This window comes from Flavobacterium sp. W22_SRS_FP1 (assembly GCF_052113685.1).
GTDB lineage: Bacteria > Bacteroidota > Bacteroidia > Flavobacteriales > Flavobacteriaceae > Flavobacterium.
Map to the genome: position 1 here is coordinate 109959 of NZ_JBGQOE010000001.1, position 17969 is coordinate 127927.

The following is a 17969-nucleotide window of genomic DNA, read 5'->3' on the forward strand; positions in this document are numbered from 1 at the left end:
TTTTTAAGGTTGTTTTTTTAATTCGAGAAGTAATTCATTGATATTCATTTTTGCAACCGCAATGTGTTTGTCAGCTGCACCATAGTAGATATATAGGTCGTTTTCAAATAATGCGTGACCCGTAGGGAAAACGACGTTATTTACCACGCCTTCTTTTTCCCAATTTTTCATTGGAGAAAAAAGTGGATAGGGCAATCTGGAAATTTCCATTTCAGGTTTGTCTAAATGTAAGAGAGCTACTTTTGCATGGTAAATTCTGCCCGTAGTTGTTTCGTGTACCCCATGATAAATTAATAGCCATCCATCAGGCGTTTCAATTGGTGGTACCCCAGCTCCGATATAATTCATTTCATAAGGGTCTTTCGGATCTAGAATAATGTGATCAGTCAGGTTCATTAGGTAATCCACCCAAAAATCCAAAGTCAGGTCTTTCCAGTCGTTAAATTTTACAATTTGGATTCCCGGCCAGATTCTGTGCAGAAGGACAAATTGGCCATTTATTTTTCTTGGGAACAGGACCACATCTTTATCCCGTAATAATCGGGTCTCATCACCTACGACTCCTATTTGGGCAAACAGATTGTAATATTGATGGTATTTAGGGTTTAATTTGTTCTGGGGACAACAATTCACATAAGTTTCATACTGCTCGTAGTTTACCTGGGGGGTAATTATTCCGTGTTTTTCAAAACGGATCAGATCTTTTGATTTGGCGAGTGCTCCCATGGCATTTATGCCGTCAAATGCAGTATAGGTGATATAGAAGGTATCTTTAATTTTTACAATGCGGGGGTCTTCAACTCCTTGTTTCTCATATTCAAAATCTCGAGTAATCAAGGGTTCTTCCCTACGCTCGACTATGTTCATTGGGCCATCCGTTTTGGCATAGCCAATGGTAGAAAAATTTCCATCTCGGACTGCGCGGTAGAGGATGTGAAGCGTATTTCCGTCTTGATACACAGCAGGATTTAAAACACCAGTATTTTCAAACTCCAAAGAGGTGGGACTTAGTATGGCACCAAGTTTTTCTACTGTGATCATAATTGGATATTTTATTTTTTTGATTCTTTGTTATTTCAAGGTCCTATTTTTCCTGCTCACGCATTTTTTTCCTTTCCAACCTTCTGAAGTATCCTCGAAACAAAAAGTTATGTTTTAAGGCTTCTAAATTCTCATTCAATCGCAAGCTTGCTTCGTTTACATTTATCATTGTAGAATCTATTTTTCTTACTAAACCGGGGTCGTTGGAAAGATAGTTTAGCGCCCCTTTGCCGTCTTTTATATTTAAAATGGTTTTGTTCACGTTGGAAACTGCTTTGTTGATCTCGGCACTTGTGTAGTCTAAATTGTTTAATATAGTTCTAATGCTAGTTGCTACAGCCGTATCTTTTAAGATACCTACGACATTATCTTTACTATTCAAGGAAATAATAAGATTGTTCAAATTTGATATGGATTCGGAGGTCTTTTTACTCGATGTTTTCAAATAGCTCATGGTTGTTTTTAGGTCTTTTGCCATGTTCATATCATTGATTAGTAATCCCACAGTACCTTGACCACTATTAATTTCATTTGTGATTCTAAGTAAATTCTCAGTAAGCTGTGCAGCATTTTCATTAGTTTTGCTAAACGTATTTAAAAGGTCATCTGTCCGGATGCGATTTATGGATCTGATTTCATCACCGGGTTCTACAGCTAGTGCCGCACCGTTTCCCGGTAAAATATTTATCACCATACTTCCTACCAAGCCATCAGAACCTATGGTGGCAACAGCGTTTTTCTTAATGTGTTTAAATATGTCTTTGTCGATGATCATGTCTACTCGAATGCTAGTATCGCCAATCATTTCAATATTTCGTACCGTTCCAACATTTACTCCGGAGTAGCGTACATTATTGCCCAGTTGTAAGCCATTCACATTATTGAAAGTGGTTTCTAGATGGCTTGTCTTTCCAAACATTTTTTGTTTATCGCCAATTAAATAAGTAGCTAAAATGAAAAGTAATAGTCCAATTATTACAAAGAGGCCTAGGCTGATTTTTTGTGATGTTGTTTTTTCCATGTCTTTAGTTATTTAAAGAAAGCTTTAACTTTAGGGTCATTAGATTTTGATAGTTCATCAAAAGTGCCTTCCACATAGTTGATGCCGTCTACTAGCAATATCATTCTGTTCGAAATCACTCGGGCGCAGTCAACATCATGGGTAATGATAATTGCTGATGTATTGTATTTTTGTTGGATTGATTTCATCAAGATCAATATCTCTTTCGCTGTTATCGGGTCCAGCCCAGTTGTAGGCTCATCATAAAGTATGATTTTGGGTTGCAGGATTAGGGTTCTGGCGAGGGCTATTCTTCGCTTCATCCCTCCTGAAAGCTCTGCAGGCATCAAGTTTATGGCATGTGCTAGGCCTACGCTCTCGAGTGCTTCGACGACTAGGGGCGTAGTGTCTTTAAGGACTCCGAATTTTTTAGTATGCCTTCGTAATGGGAATTCCAGGTTTTCCCGAACAGTCATAGAATCATAAAGCGCACTTCCTTGAAAAAGAAAGCCAATCTCTGTCCGAAGTTCGTCTAACAGAGATCGACTGAGTTCCCCGATGTTCTCTCCCATAACAGTTATAGTTCCGCTGTCTGGTCTTTCCAATCCAATCAAACATTTTATCATTACAGATTTTCCTGAGCCGGATTTCCCCATAATAACCAAATTTTCTCCTTCATTCAAAGACATATTGAAGCCATTCAATACATGGTTGTCACCGTAACTTTTTTTCAAATCCCTGATTTCTATAATGGGTTTGCTATTTGGGTCTGTCATACTCATCATAAGTTATAAATCATAAAAAATGTCGGTTACGAAAACGGCTATAAAGTCAATAATGAATAGTAGCATAGAGGTAAAAACGACCGCTGAGTTTGCGGCAACACCAACACCCGCCGTACCCTTTTTACAATAATACCCTTTGAAGCAACCCACTAGGCCTATTGCAAAACCAAAAAAGAAAGTTTTGATTGTTGCAGGCATCAAATCGCCAAATTCTAAGGCATCAAAAACTTGATTGAAATAGAGTAAAAAGGAAACGTTTCCTTTTATATTTTCAACGAGATAGGAGCCAAAAAGAGCTATAGCATCACCAAAAAAAACTAATATAGGCAGCATAAAAGTTGTTGCCATAATCCGTGTAACTACCAGATATTTGAAAGGATTTGTGCCCGATACCTCCATGGCGTCAATTTGCTCCGTTACCCTCATAGAACCTAATTCGGCGCCTATTCCTGAGCCTATACGCCCTGCGCAAATAAGTGCCGTAATAATGGGGCCAATCTCCCTTATAATTGAAATACTTACCATCGAAGGCATCCAGGAAACGGCTCCAAATTCCTGAAGCGTGGGACGTGATTGAAGAGTAAAAACTAATCCAATAATAAATCCAGTAACCGCAACAAGTAGAAGGGAACGGTTTCCCATATTATAGCATTGACGAAGAAATTCCTTAAACTCTACTGGACGTTTAAAGGACTCTTTAAAAAAGCGCGCTGCGAAAAAAGAGAGTTCACCTACTTCAAGTAAAAAAGATTTGAAAATTTCGATTATTTTAAAAACAGTATTCATAGGCATTATGAATTAATTTTTAACAGTAAAGGGCTTACTCAAATATACAGATTATTACACTGATTATCAGACAATTCAGTTGCTGTTAATCTGTTTTTTTTATGTTTTTATCGACAAAGAGTGTCCGTGAAAGTCACGACGGATCATTTAATAAATAAATTCTTATAAAAATATCTAGATAAAAAAGTAAGTGCTTTGATGGCTGCAAGTAATCGTTGGATTCAAAAAATAGGCAAGATTATAGTATAGTGGCGCAGAAATGTGAAATTGTACTAAGAAACTAATTTGATGTATTTTAATTCCATTATTCAGAAATCGGAATCATTTTTTAGTTTACAGAATCAGTAAATCGCTGATGTCAATATGATTGCTTTCATGAGGAATGGTGTTGCAGGTAATAATTTTCTTAGCGCCTGAATCTTTTATTTCCTGAAAAGCATTTCCTGTAAAAATGGCATGCACACCAATGCAAATAGGAGGTTTCATTCCTGCAGTTTTCAAATGCCCTATAGTCTCAATCATGGTTCGTCCCGTGGAAATAATGTCGTCGACTAAAACGGGTGTGTGGTCTTTGTAGGTGTTAAAATGAGGGACGGAAACTTCCACATTACGATCGCCATGACGAATCTTTGTTAGTATTATGTAGGGTGCATTTGCATTTTTAGCCACTTCAGATACCCATTGTTCACTTTCGACATCTGGGCCAATTAAAAGGGGAGTAGCAATATTGCTTTTTATCCATGCTGAAATATGGCTTGCCGCATGAGTCACTTTTGTGGGTATATCGTAAATTTCAGATAACGACTTTATCCGATGCAAGTGAGGGTCAATTGTGATTAAAGAATCTATGAAACCAGATAATAAACTGGCAAAATAATTAGAAGTAACTCCTTCCCCAGGATTAAAAACGTTGTCTTGACGCATATAAGAAAGATACGGGGCGACTAAGCAAATGTGTTGGGCACCTAATTCTTTTGCTATTTTTGACAAGAAATACAATGGCAATAATTTAGTGTCTGGTTGATGTAGGGTACAAACCAAAATCACTTTTTTATCTTTTACATTTGATAGTATCCTGATATAGCTTTCTCCATCAGGAAACTGTCGCATTTCAAGGCTGCCTTTTTCCGAATTTTCTTTTTTAACAAGTGCGTCGGTAAGGCTTTCGTTTCCTGGTAATGCAAAAAATATGTTTTTCATGAGACTGATTCTAATAAAATAATATCTGGTTCTGATTTCATGTACTCTATAGCATATTTCAATTCTCCTTCCGTTTCCGCATAGATGCAAAACAGTAAATCTCCTTTATTCACTTTAGTATTCAAAGGAGTTTTAAGTAGGACACCTGCTTTAGAATCATGTGGCGCACCGGCGAGCTTAGCGATTTTAGCAAGTTTTCTGTTGTCAATCTCGGTTACGACTCCTGATTTATCAGCATGAATATCCATTTTGTGAATTGCAAATTCAGGTTCCTTAAAACCACCTTGAGCGATACAAATTGCCATGAACTTTTCGTATGCTTTACCTGAGGAAAGTATTTTTTCGGCGGTAATTAATCCACTTTCGTGTGGTTGATTATTGACTAGATCAATAATGTTAGCTGCAATAAATATGGCTTTGTTTCTCAAATCTTGCGGGGCATTTTTTTCGTTTCGCAAAACGCTTAATACGTCCATGGCTTCTAGTGAGGGGCCTATTCCTCTGCCTATAGGTTGCGTTCCATCTGTGAAGAGTGCTTTTACTTCGATGCCAATCGCTTTTCCAACCACATTAAAGTAGTATCTTAGTTTTTCAGCGTCTTCCTCAGTTCTTACTTTGGCAGTTTTTCCAATCGGAATATCAATAACCACATGGGTCGAACCCGCGGCAGACTTTTTAGACAAGACCGAAGCTATCATCTGCCCTTCGCCATCCACATCAAGAGCTCTTTCTACACGAATTAAAATATCATCAGCCGGACTTAATTTTATCGAGCCACCCCAAACAAAGCAGCCATTTTCTTTTTCCACCACTTTTTTAATTTGCTTGATAGAAAGGTTGATTCCTGTCATTGTTTCTAATGTGTCAGCCGTTCCGGCGGGTGAGGTAATGGCACGGGAAGAGGTTTTTGGGATGGTAAGTCCAAGCTCGGCTATTATAGCAACAACTATAGGTGTTGTTCGGTTTCCGGGAAGCCCACCAACACAATGTTTGTCAACTACAATTTTTTTGCCCCAAGAAAGCTTTGAACCTGTATTTACCATTGCTTTAGTAAGCCCAATTATTTCATGTATATCGAGCTTGTCTCCAGCACAGGCCGTTATGAAAGCGGCAATTTCAATATTGGAATATTGCCCCTTTACAATATCATTAATGATGTTTTGAAGAGCCCCATTACTTAATTTTTTTCCATACATTTTTGCGCGGATACTTCCCATAGAAGCGACAGGTTGCACATGCGAAAAGCTTACTTCATCACCCTCTTTTGCCTTTAAATTTTTCCATGCACTTTCAGATAATCCCGCCGTACCGGATTGCAAAATGCCCGCTGAGATAATATATAAAGTCGCTATTAAAGATTGACCTTTTACCGTTATTAACACCCTGTTAAGGGCTTCAAAACCTTCGGATATACATATATGGCAATCTCTACGCATGAATACAACATGTTCTTTTTGGGTATCAATACCAAGATGAACTAGTTTAAGGGTATTAAATGTGGTTTCCATTTTTAATTAATTTGGATAAGATTAAAAACCACGTCAATGCCTTCGAGATTCACTTCTAAATCCTGGTGCATTCGAATCATCTTCTCAATTTCATAAATGGAATCCTGATGAACATATTGTAACTGCTCAACCGTTTGAATCTCAATTACTCCAATTTCATTTAAATTAGAGAAGAATGCTAGTTCCACATTATCTTGGGTACACAAGGTTTCTAGGGGAATGAAGTTTTCTATGCTCATAAGGTTCTTAACTTAGAAAGTTCAGTGAACAGTTCCTTTTCTTTTTCGGAAAGGCTAGTGGGTATTTGTATCTGATAGCTAATGTATAAGTCACCAAATTGACCTTCTTTTTTATACATAGGAAAACCTTTTCCTTTCAGTTTTACTTTTGTGTCATTTTGAGTTCCAGGTATCACTTTTAGTTTTACTTTCCCGTCAAAAGTATCGACAGTAATTTCACCACCTAATATCGCAGTATATAAATCTAAAGCTACAGTTGCGTATAGGTTATTTTTTTCTCGCTTAAAGTCAGTATGGTTTTCTATGGTGAAGGTGATGTATAAATCACCCTTCGGTCCACCACCTGATCCTTGTGCTCCATATCCGGTGATTTTTATTACCTGACCATTTTCAACTCCTGCTGGAATTGTGAGCCTAATGTTTTTGCCGTTAATGGTTAAAGTACGCTTGTGCGTAGTGTAAACATCTTTCAGATCAAGATGCAATTCAGAGTTAAAGTCTTGGCCTTTATATTGAGCGCTGCGGCGACCACTACCATTAGAACGACCACCAAACATAGATTCAAAAAAATCAGAGTAGTTGCCGCCGCCATTGCTGCCAAAACCGCCAAAACCTCCTTGTTGAGCATTTCCTTGGTACTGCTTTTGTTGTCTTTTTGATTTTTCAAATTCATCTGCATGTTGCCAATTTTCGCCGTATTCGTCGTATTTTTTTCGGTTTACGGCGTTACTCAACACTTCGTTAGCTTCATTGATTTCCTTGAATTTTTTTTCTGATTCCTTGTTGTTCGGATTTAAATCGGGATGGTATTTGCGGGCCATTTTACGATATGCCTTTTTTATCTCGGTTTCCGTCGCCTTTTTGTCCACCTGAAGAACTTTGTAATAATCTATAAATGCCATTTAGAATATTTTTTATAATTATTAATGTCTGAAAATAAGGGTATTATTAGTCTCCATGTTCAAGCCTATTTTATTCTATGTCTAAGAAGCTTTTTGATCGTGGTCTAGGACGCTAAACATAGCAATCGCAGCCATTAGCTTAAGTTTGTTTACTGCTACATTTTTAGTCGCTACTTCATTTTTAATCTTGATTCCTGTTTTTTTGTGTTTTTCTTCCCATTTGGACTGTGATGTAATAGCTGTGGAAATTATTTTTTTGGTGGTTACGGTCTAATCCATTTTTCACAAAGCTCCTTATAAATTTAATCAATTTTTAGTTTATAAAAAGGTATGAATTGTTTTATTTCAAGAATTTATAGGGGTAAATATTTTGGTTTTATACTTTTTTGACATTTTGAAAACATTGCTTCTGACACCTCGATTTAATAACAACATTTTCAGAAGCTCCCGTATTTATTTATGATAGCCATTTGTCCAGCATGATATGCTGTATGGGATATAACTCTTCCAAAAGCTTCAGCTTTTGTTTTAGTGCCAAATTCTTTAGTCGTGACGGTGGTTTCCCAATCTACTTCAGTTTGTTTGTCAACAATCGCTAATAAATTCTTGAAAGCATAATCAGAATACTCTTTTAAGTCAGCAAGATTGATCCATTCTCCCGTGTCTTTTTGTGCAATTACAGTTTTTGCAATTACCTTAATATCCGCTGACCCGAAAACATTTTTTGCAAAAAGCAATTCAACATCGCCAATATGGCGTATCAGAAAACCAAGACTATTAGGAGAAGGAGCCAATTTCTTTTTTAAATCATTTTCTGTTATCAGCAGTAACTGATTTGTAAACCGAGTGCGGGCTCCTTGCCAGAGGTCCGTAAGCAATTGTGTATTTGATTTCATATTAAATGAATTTAGAGGTTAATAACTATTTAAATACTTCAACACTTGCAACAAAATGTTAGTTGTAAATAGTTTTTTTATTTTAAGCTTCGATTCAGAACTCGATAAACAGTTAAGATAACAATAATAACCATAATACCGGAGTAGAAACGTTTGTTGTATTTTGCTAACGAATTAGTAGATAAATATCAAAACTCTCTTTTGTAGAGTCTGAATATTTGCGAGCAATAATGGTTAGTGGACAAAAGAATTTAAAAAGGAGTAAGGTGATGCCTTCTAGGATTATTAATACATATCCAATCCAAAGCCAATTGTCCAGTTTGTCTACAATTACGGCATACAGCATATAGAAAATAACAAAATTGAAAAACATCCAAATCAACGTATGTATGATCTTAATGAGTTTCAGTTTTGTTTTTATTCGCTAGATTATTTCTTAAATGTCTTTATGTTAGTTTTCTAGATTTACTATCCCTAAAATTAAAAAAAAAGTGCGCTATTACACCAGTAAAGGCTCGGTTTTGTAGTTTCTTGCGTCCCTTTTCTTTTTTAGATCTATGAGATGGGATTTGTATTGCATAAATTCCACATCTTTTGGATTGATCTGAAGCACAAAATTTATTTTTCCTAGCAGGTGTTCAAGATAGTTTGCTTGATCAATTTCTTTATATTCGCGATGCTCGTCAATACCAAACTTTTGTATATAATACATCGCTTGTCGGAGTTCATTACGTTTGTGGAATACGACCTGTACTTTTTCGTTGACAACGATGCCTGTTACAGTTTGTCTCTGGTTAGCAGTCATCAATTTAGTTTTGCTAGTATTTATTTTCAAGTTTATTTTCGTAACAGCTTCATTCACTTCCTCAAGCAGTTCGTTTTCATCAAAATCTCCTGAAAAACTCAAGTCATCCGCATATCTGGTGTATCTTATTTTTTGCTTTAAACAATATTCAGAAATGGCAACGTCAGCATCTTCAAAAATAAGGTTAGAAAGATAGGGACTTGTGGGAGCTCCTTGCGGCAAAGTGCCATCGCGAGTGCATAATTTAGACAATAAATCAGAAACAGACTTGGTATAGCCCAAATTGAAAAAGACTTTTTCGACATATTCAATACTAATTGAAGGGAAGAAGTTTTCTAAATCCAGCGTAAAGACCTTAGGTTGGTTTTTATGAAACTTCAAGTTTTCGATTAGGCTTACATTCGGTTTGTAGGCTTTAGCAAAAGGACTGACGGGAATTTTATAAAGTATGTTTTTCAGAATCCAATGCTGAATTTCTTTCAAACTAGGCAGGGGCTCAGAGATTTGCCTTTTTTCACCATTTTTTTTAAGAATTTCAAAATCACGATAAAAAAATTTGGTATAAAGAGCAGCTTTTTTTAGGTATTCTTTTTTGTATCCTACTAGTCCCGCAAGATGGGAGGAATTATAAATCACTGCGACATAATTAGAAAGTAGTATCTCGGCATAATCCAAGCAGCGTTCTATATTCTGCGAACTGTACCCCATTTTTGCGGCTTCCTTTGTAAAAGTATCTTCGTAGTGAGAAAAATCCATAGCGTTAAAATCGTTAATGGAGTGAGGACTTTTTTGTCACTCACTCCAATTAGGAATACGGGTTTAAAAGGGTCGGAGCTCTGCGGAGAGCCTTTTAAACCCAGTGCTTGAAAAAGCATTCAATTACAGAACAGTGACTCACCGCTCCGGTGTTAGCTGGGCTAACAAAATTATCAAAAACGAATTAGAAAGGCAGTTCTTTCTGAAGAGGTATGTATATGGTTTTTTTATCCAATTTTGGAATTTTACTCTTCAAGTCCTTTGAAATCCATTCTTCTTTTTTTCGTTTTTTTATTTTTGAGATAGCCATTCTTAAATCATTTAAATGAAAGTATTATCTAAGTATTTTAATTTGTAAATAATTAACAAACAGCGACTTGTTTATTTTATTCTAAACTAAAGTTACAAAATAATTTTTAAAAAATTACTATGTAATTAAAGTTATTATAGAACAAATTTTGATTGTTCCAAAATTTTATTGACTATGTAATCACTTCAGGAAATATAAAATTACAGCAGAATTTCATTTTGGCATTTTGAATAATATTTATCAATATTCCTTAATTCTTTGCTTTCATTATAAAGAGTAAAGTAATTATTAATAGGAATTCGCATTTTTAGACTTGACCCCTTTTATCAGCAAAAATTCTAAAAGATTCTCTGTGTCGAGTGTCCCTACGAGCTCATTATTTTCCGTAACCAGCAATAAATTATTTTTGTTTTTGTAAACCAATTCGAAGATATTTTCCAAAAGTGTTTCCACGTCCAAATAAATTAAGTTCTTGTTCATGGCAGAATGAATAATACTATTTTCTCCTTTTTCAGAAAGAGCCATTATAATTTGGTCTCGATTTAATGTTCCTATCGGTTCATTTTTTTCAGTAATCAAAAAAATCTTCGATTGGGAATCTAATAATAAATCAATTGCTGTTTTTATGGGTTCGCCAGCATCAATACTAATGTATTGTTTCATTAATACGTCTCCTACTTTGTAACCCTTCAGGTAGTACTTGGAATCGGCATGTTTACTTTCCATCTGGGCGCCAATAATAACAAATAACCCTATAAAAATCAGAAAGGGGTTATATAGAAAACCGAGAAGTATGAAACCCATCGCAAAAAATTGCCCTATCCGTGCTGCTATTTTGGTTGCTATATGCCTTTCAAATTTAAAGGATAATAATGCTCTGAGTATCCTTCCTCCATCCATTGGGAAGGCAGGGATTAAATTAAAAATAGCGAGTATAATGTTAACCATAAAAAAATTAAGGAAAAAATTACTAGCATTTACACCAGTTGATAATTCTTGAGCCAATTCTTCTGAAGTAGCTGGAAAATTGATAAATAGACCCGTTATGAATGCAAGTGCAATATTGACTAACGGCCCAGCAAAAGTGACTATTAACTCCTCTTTTGGTTTCTCAGGAATACTCTCTAATCGGGATACTCCACCTATGGGCAGTAGGGTAATGTCTTTTGTTCCTATATTAAATAATTTTGCAGCAAAAGAGTGCCCAAGTTCATGCAAAAATACAGTTACAAAAACACAAAGGATGAACACAATAGACCAGACGATTTGTTTTGCACTATAGCCTGTCCTATAGTTGATGTAAATTATAAATGCTATGAGTAATGAGAATGTCCAATGTACAAATATGCCAATGCCTCCTATTGTGCCCAGTTTGAGTGATCTTTTCATTGTTTTTGTTTTTTAATTCAATTAGTCTTAAAGGAATTGTAAAAAATTATAGATCGATAAAAAATCAATAAAATGCAGTTTTGCTGCTCGAATTTGGGGCTCCGTCGCTTCCACTAAAACACGATAATTTTTTTACAAAACACAAAATGAGATAATGTTTAGAAAGGCTTATTTTCTTCTACGAGATATTGATTTAATACTAGTATTTATTCCTCCGAATCATCCATTTTTCGATCTCCACTGCCCAAAAAACTATACTTGATGCAAGAAGTGTTATTGTAAGTTCGTAAATTGTCAGCGGCTGTGTTTTGAAAACTGAATTAAATAAAGGAGTATAGATTAGCATCATTTGCAAAGCTATGGTTACTGCTAATGCACCCAAAAGGGGTTTGTTTGACAGGATTCCAATTTTAAAAAGTGATTCCTTATCAGAGCGAATGGCCATCACATGTCCCATTTGACTGAAACACAGAACTGTGAAAGCCATTGTTTGCCAGTGAGAAATTCCGCTTTCAATAGCCCAGGCTTGGATTCCTAGAGTTACAGAACCCATTAAAAATCCAACCCATAATATGTGTATTGCCATCCTTTCAGCAAAAATGTGCTGCTTAGGATTTCTTGGAGGACGTTCCATAATATCGGCTTCGGAAGGTTCTGAGGCAAGAGCCAATCCCGGCAAACCGTCAGTTACAAGATTTATCCAAAGAATATGTACAGCTAGTAGAGGTATCGGCAAACCAAAAAAGGGAGCCAGGAAAATGGCCCATATTTCACCACTATTACTAGTCATAGTATATTTGATGAATTTCAAAATATTGTCAAATATCCTTCGGCCGTGTTTTACTGCAATTACTATGGTGGCAAAATTATCGTCTAATAAAATCATATGAGCCGCTTCTTTAGCCACTTCCGTTCCGTTAATTCCCATAGCAATCCCAATATCTGCATTTTTAAGTGCAGGTGCATCATTTACGCCGTCGCCTGTCATCGCCACAAATTGTCCCTTGGCTTGCAATGCTTTGACAATTTTTAATTTTTGTTCAGGATTCACACGGGCATAGACCCTAATTTTTTCGACACTATTTTCAAACTGCTTTTCCGATAGAATTTCAAGTTCTGAACCTTCCATTACCATATCTTCTTCGGAAGTAATTATTCCCAGCTGCTTTGCAATTTTTCTTGCAGTGAGCTGGTGGTCGCCAGTAATCATAATAGGTATGATCCCTGCTTGTTTGCATTCTGAAACCGCTTTTTTTGCTTCTTCTCTTGGTGGATCGAGCATAGCTGCAAATCCTATAAAACTTAATGAAAACTCAATTGTATCTGCGTTTAGGGTTTTGGGCAGGGCCATTATTTCTTTCACCGCGTAGCCTATGATGCGATAGCCTTTCTCGGCCATTTCATTTGTTTTTAGTTCTAATTCAGGGATTAGTGATTTTTGATTTTCGGCTAATTTTGCACTTAATATATCTACTGCACCTTTAGTAATAACCATAATTCCTGTTTCAGTTTGATGCAAAGTAGTCATACACTTCCTTGTCGAGTCAAACGGCAGTTCAGCAATTCTTGGTAATTTTTTTTCTAATTCGAATTTTTCAGTATTTTTATTAAAAGCGTATTCAACTAATGCTGTTTCGGTTGAGTCTCCTAGCCATTTACCATTAGTTTCTGTGGCAACATCATTATTTAAAGCCATAGCAATAAGAAGAGGCTTCGTTTTAAAAAGAACAGACTTGGTTTTGATATTAGGTATTTCATAGACTTCCTGAACACTCATTTGATTTAATGTAAGGGTTCCGGTTTTATCAGAACAGATGTAGGTAACCGACCCAAGAGTCTCAACAGCGGGTAATTTTCGAATAAGCGCATTACTTTTAGATAGTCGTTTAGCGCCAAAGGCAAGAGCCACAGTAACAAGTGCCGGTAATGCTTCGGGAATGGCGGCAACAGCAAGAGAAATCGAAGTTAACAACATCGTCAATACGGCTTCACCGCGTAAGCGACCAACAGCAAAAATCACTATGCAGATAAAAAGAATAACTATCGAAAGTCTTTTTCCAAAGGCGTTTAACCGTTTTTGTAAAGGTGTGGCTATTTCTTCGATTTGAATCATTTTTGCAATTCGTCCCAGCTCAGTGTTCATTCCGGTTGCCGTTACATAAGCGGCTCCTCGGCCATTTGTGATAAATGTTCCCTTGAATCCCATATTGATGCGGTCGCCAAGAGAGTATGTTCCTTCAGTCAATTCTTCACTATTTTTCTCTGTATTGTGAGATTCTCCAGTAAGCGTAGATTCGTCCACTTTTATCTGGTGTGTTTCGAAAAACCGAATGTCAGCAGGAATCCTATTTCCAGCCTCAAGTAAAACCACATCACCAGGTACCAAGTCAGCAGAAGGTATTTCAAAAGTATTTCCTTCCCGAATTACTCTCGCATTGTTAGGCGTCATCTTTTTCAGTGCTTCCATCGCTTTTTCGGCTCTGAATTCTTGTGTAAATCCTATGATTGCATTGATAAAAATAATGGCAAGAATGATAATGGTGTCTACTAGGTCACCTATAAATCCTGAAATTATAGCTACGGCAATTAAAATTAAGATCATAAAATCGGTGAGCTGATGCAGCAGCATTCGTAATACGGTTTTCTTTTTTTTATCGACAATCTGGTTTTTGCCGTACTCGATAAGACGTTCCGAAGCGGTTGTAGGAGTAATGCCTGTAGGTGTTGTGTTCAGCAACCGAGATGTTTCAGAAAGTGTAAGTAAATGCCAATTCATCTTAGTTTACTTTGAGTGATGATTCTTTGCATAGGTCCAAAATCATAATTAACCTAACGGTTCCCCATTAATAACAAATCTTGAAAAGTATATTTAGTTCAGTTCATTTTCACAGATACCATTGTAAGCCCAAGCATTTAAATTAGCTATAGTTGTAGTTGCAATTCCCTGTAGCGCTTCATTAGTTAGAAATCCTTGATGCCCGGTGATTAATACATTGGGAAGTGAGCGAAGGATTGCATATATTTCGTCTCCAACGTTTTTGTCGATGAGGTTGCGGAAGAATATTTTTTTATCGTTTTCATAAGAATCGAGGCCAGCGGCAGAGATATTTCCATGTTGTAAGGCATCAATTAAGTCCTCTGTGTTTACTATCTTTCCGCGAGCCGTATTAATGAAGATCACTTCTTTTTTCATCAGGGAGAAAATACTTTTATGGAACATATATTTGGTTTCTTTGTTGAGGGGACAATGTACAGATATCGCATCTGAATTTATGCAAACGTCTTCCAAAGTCGTATAGTCAATATCTATTAGTTGCTTTAACTCTTCATTTTCCACAGGGTCGTGTGCCAGAATTGAACAACCAAAACCATGCATTATTTTTGCAAAAGCAGCTCCGATTTTTCCGGTTCCGATAATCCCGATTTTTTTTCCATGAAGGTCAAACCCGATCAAATGATCCAAACGGTAGTCTCCCACATTCATTAAGTTTTGACCTAATACGATTTTTCTATTCAAAGCCATGAGCAAGGACACGGCATGCTCAGCTACGGAATAGGGGGAGTAAGCTGGCACATTTGCCACTTTAATCCCCAGTGCTCTCGCTCTTTTTAAATCGATATAGTCATAAGCAACAGATCGCAATGTAATGTAACGAACTCCATAAAAATACAATTTTTCGAGTATTGCCGCAGAAGCATTATCAGGGGTGAATAATGAAATAGCTTCAAAACCTTCCGCCATTTCTACGGTATCCTGATTGAGGGGTTGCTCTGTATATACAAATTCAAGTTTTCCATGTATCGCATTTTCGATAATTGGTCTGTCAAATTCATGGCTGCTGTACATTAAAATTTTCATGATTTGTTTTTTTAAATTTTCAAGTTGAATACTATTCCTTTATATTGGATTAACCCTGATTTCAATTTTCTACTGGTTAATTTTTCGCTCTAGATAGGAGAGCAGGGTTTTTAACGTAGCGGTCTTTCCATAATCTTCTTCCGGTATTTCAATTCCTAATTTTTCGTCTAAGGCTACAATAAATTGCAAAGCATCAAAGGAGTCGATATTTAGCGTTTCCCGAATGTTTTCATCAGGTTTTAATTTTGAGGGTTCCGTCTCGGGCGCAATCCTTTTCAATAATTGAAAAATGGTCTTTTTAACAACTTCCTCGTTCATAGTGTATCGGGGTTTTGTAAATGTTTGTTTAATGAGGCCAAGAACTTACTTCCAGTAAGTCCGTCCGTGGCACGATGATCGCCAGCTAGCGTGACTTGAACTACAGACCGGATGCCCAATAGGCCATTTTCTGCAAAGGCTTGTTCTGAAATTGTTCCAAAACCAATGATGGCAACCTGGGGCGGATAGATGATCCCAAATACTGCATCGGCGCCACCTTCACCTATGCTAGTAACCGTAATGCTGGATTCGCTCAGTTCAGAACTTCTCAACTTCAATGCTCTTGCCCTTGGAATTATATCATTTAAGGCCTTCATGATTTCATCGATATTTTTCAGATCGACTTGATGAATTGCTGGAACGATAATTCCTCCTGTACGCATTGAAACCACAAACCCAATATTGATATCCTTTTTTTGTTGTAAACCATTATCCCAAATAGCGTTTAAATCCGGAAATTCCTTTAAGGAAGTCGCTGTCGCTTTTAGCAGAAGTACAACCGGTAGTATTCTTTCTTTGACAGAGCGTTTTTCATTGGCCTGCTTTAACCAAGCCAATGCTTTTGTGAGGTCTATCTTTTTTTCTAGATAATAGTGCGGAATCTCTTTGTTTGATTTACTCATGGCTGCGGCAACTGCGGAACGGATTGTCCCCTCAGTGGAACTTCGCTTTCCTTTTTCAACAGCAATTCCGGCAGATTCTTCTATAACAGTTTCTCCTTGGGCTGTTATTGCCTTTTCTACATCTTCCTTTGTGATTGCTCCTTGCGGTCCAGTTCCTTCCAGCAACGAAAACTCGACATGGTTTCCAATAGCAATTTTTCTTGCCAATGGAGATATTTTTATTCTTGTTTCATCTTGGCTTTTTTTCGATTGTTTTTCTTCTGTTGGTTGCAATGTTATAGGTTCTATTTCTGCACTTTTTTCTTCTAAATTGTTAGCGGTAGCTTCTATTAAAGCCATTACGGTTCCCACGGGCACTTTGGTCCCTTCCTTTATCAACAGCTGTTCGACTATGCCCTCTTCAAAAACTTCAATCTCAATCAGTCCTTTTTGCGTTTCCACTTCGGCAATAATATCACCGCGTTTTAGCAAGTCACCTGGTTTTTTTTTCCATTCGACCAAAGTACCGTCCTCCATATCTGCGCCCAAAGTGGGCATTGTAAACTCAATCATGATGTATCATTTTTTTTACTGCATTTACAATGTCGATTGTTTGGGGAATTGCTTTTTCTTCCAGATGATTGGGGTAGGGAATAGGCACTTCAATGCCACAGAGTCGCTGGACAGGGGCATCCAAATCGTAAAAGGCCTTTTCCATAATTCGCGAAGAAATTTCCGAAGAAATACTTACGGAACGCCATGCTTCTTCAACTACAATGGCCCGATGCGTTTTGCTAACCGATGCCAAAAAAGTATCCTCGTCCAAAGGACGCAAAACTCGTAAATCAATTACCTCGGCATCAATACCCATAGCAGCCAATTGAGTTGCGGCCTCCACACTTTTATAAACTCCAGACCCATAAGTAATAATTGAAATATCTTTTCCTTCTCTTCTTACTTTTGCTTTAGTAATATCTACTGGGCTGGCATCAGTGGGGATTTCTTTTTCTAAATTCAACATAGCCGTATATTCAAAAAGGATTACGGGGTCGGGACTTTGTAGAGCGGTGTGCAACATATTTCTAGCATCTTCATGCGTACCAATGGACAAAACGATCAAACCCGGAATATGGGCATAAAAGGCTTCCCAGCTATGAGAATGCTGTGCTGCTAACTGCCTTCCGATACCGCATCCTATTCTTATTACCACTGGAACATTGATCTGTCCGCCGCTCATGTGCAGTAAAGTGGCGGCATTGTTTACGATTTGGTCTAAGGCTAGCAAACTGAAATTGATTGTCATTACTTCGACAATGGGTTTCATTCCTGCTATTGCTGCGCCAATTCCAGCACCCACAAACCCAGCCTCTGACAAAGGGACATCCATTATTCGTTCTTCTCCAAACTCCTCCAACAAACCCTTGCTTACGGCAAAGGCGCCGCCGTAGCGTCCCACATCTTCTCCCATCAAAAAAACGCGTTGGTCATTTTGCAAGGCTTCACGAAGGCACTGTTTCAAAGCCTCTCGGTACGTGCTATTTGTTTTTTTGATGTCGTTTTCCATTTTTTAAAT

General features: G+C 37.1%; 17 protein-coding genes. All 17 read right to left on the reverse strand.

All coding sequences use genetic code 11. From position 1 onward, the window contains the following. Positions 1-3: 3 nt before the first annotated feature. The 17 genes from ACEN2H_RS00445 to ACEN2H_RS00525 all read right to left on the reverse strand — a co-directional run bounded on the left by ACEN2H_RS00445 (position 4) and on the right by ACEN2H_RS00525 (position 17960). A complete protein-coding gene (locus tag ACEN2H_RS00445) occupies positions 4-1041 on the reverse strand; it encodes a pesticidal protein Cry7Aa (protein ID WP_441729503.1) in 1038 nt (345 codons plus the stop codon). A 43-nt stretch (positions 1042-1084) separates the two neighbouring features. Continuing rightward, positions 1085-2062 carry an MlaD family protein gene (locus tag ACEN2H_RS00450; protein WP_441729504.1) on the reverse strand — a complete coding sequence of 326 codons (978 nt, stop codon included), beginning with the start codon at positions 2060-2062 and terminating at the stop codon, positions 1085-1087. 8 nt (positions 2063-2070) lie between these two features. Beyond that, positions 2071-2823 (reverse strand): ABC transporter ATP-binding protein, encoded by a 753-nt coding sequence (locus ACEN2H_RS00455; RefSeq protein ID WP_441729679.1) that lies wholly within the window; start codon positions 2821-2823, stop codon positions 2071-2073. Positions 2824-2829: 6 nt separating this feature from the next. Further along, positions 2830-3612, reverse strand: coding sequence for an MlaE family ABC transporter permease (locus ACEN2H_RS00460; RefSeq protein ID WP_441729680.1), 783 nt, complete (start codon positions 3610-3612; stop codon positions 2830-2832). Between the two features lie 333 nt (positions 3613-3945). Beyond that, entirely contained in the window at positions 3946-4812 is an 867-nt protein-coding gene (locus tag ACEN2H_RS00465; RefSeq protein ID WP_441729506.1) for a ribose-phosphate pyrophosphokinase, read from the reverse strand. Further along, positions 4809-6320 carry a thymidine phosphorylase family protein gene (locus ACEN2H_RS00470; protein ID WP_441729507.1) on the reverse strand — a complete coding sequence of 504 codons (1512 nt, stop codon included), beginning with the start codon at positions 6318-6320 and terminating at the stop codon, positions 4809-4811. The genes ACEN2H_RS00465 and ACEN2H_RS00470 overlap by 4 nt, the downstream gene beginning before the upstream one ends. Before the next feature lie 2 nt (positions 6321-6322). Next, positions 6323-6559 (reverse strand): chaperone modulator CbpM, encoded by a 237-nt coding sequence (locus ACEN2H_RS00475; protein ID WP_441729508.1) that lies wholly within the window; start codon positions 6557-6559, stop codon positions 6323-6325. Further along, positions 6556-7461, reverse strand: a complete 906-nt coding sequence (locus ACEN2H_RS00480) for a DnaJ C-terminal domain-containing protein (RefSeq protein ID WP_441729509.1) — start codon at positions 7459-7461, stop codon at positions 6556-6558. Before ACEN2H_RS00480 ends, ACEN2H_RS00475 begins: the two co-directional genes overlap by 4 nt. A 437-nt stretch (positions 7462-7898) precedes the next feature. Beyond that, the gene (locus ACEN2H_RS00485) at positions 7899-8357 is read right to left on the reverse strand and encodes a DinB family protein (RefSeq protein WP_441729510.1); all 459 of its coding nucleotides are present in this window, start codon (positions 8355-8357) and stop codon (positions 7899-7901) included. Between the two features lie 499 nt (positions 8358-8856). Further along, a complete protein-coding gene (locus ACEN2H_RS00490; protein ID WP_441729511.1) occupies positions 8857-9918 on the reverse strand; it encodes a retron St85 family RNA-directed DNA polymerase in 1062 nt (353 codons plus the stop codon). 184 nt (positions 9919-10102) lie between these two features. Then, a complete protein-coding gene (locus ACEN2H_RS00495; protein WP_441729512.1) occupies positions 10103-10228 on the reverse strand; it encodes a hypothetical protein in 126 nt (41 codons plus the stop codon). A gap of 288 nt (positions 10229-10516) precedes the next feature. Continuing rightward, positions 10517-11617, reverse strand: a complete 1101-nt coding sequence (locus tag ACEN2H_RS00500) for a site-2 protease family protein (RefSeq protein WP_441729513.1) — start codon at positions 11615-11617, stop codon at positions 10517-10519. 199 nt (positions 11618-11816) lie between these two features. After that, positions 11817-14393, reverse strand: coding sequence for a cation-translocating P-type ATPase (locus tag ACEN2H_RS00505; RefSeq protein ID WP_441729514.1), 2577 nt, complete (start codon positions 14391-14393; stop codon positions 11817-11819). A 93-nt stretch (positions 14394-14486) separates the two neighbouring features. Then, on the reverse strand, positions 14487-15476 hold the full coding sequence (locus ACEN2H_RS00510; protein WP_441729515.1) for an NAD(P)-dependent oxidoreductase: 990 nt from the start codon (positions 15474-15476) through the stop codon (positions 14487-14489). Between the two features lie 69 nt (positions 15477-15545). Beyond that, entirely contained in the window at positions 15546-15794 is a 249-nt protein-coding gene (locus tag ACEN2H_RS00515; protein WP_441729516.1) for an acyl carrier protein, read from the reverse strand. Continuing rightward, positions 15791-16969, reverse strand: coding sequence for a dihydrolipoamide acetyltransferase family protein (locus tag ACEN2H_RS00520; protein WP_441729517.1), 1179 nt, complete (start codon positions 16967-16969; stop codon positions 15791-15793). Before ACEN2H_RS00520 ends, ACEN2H_RS00515 begins: the two co-directional genes overlap by 4 nt. After that, positions 16962-17960, reverse strand: a complete 999-nt coding sequence (locus ACEN2H_RS00525) for an alpha-ketoacid dehydrogenase subunit beta (protein WP_441729518.1) — start codon at positions 17958-17960, stop codon at positions 16962-16964. The genes ACEN2H_RS00520 and ACEN2H_RS00525 overlap by 8 nt, the downstream gene beginning before the upstream one ends. Between the last annotated feature and the right edge of the window lie 9 nt (positions 17961-17969).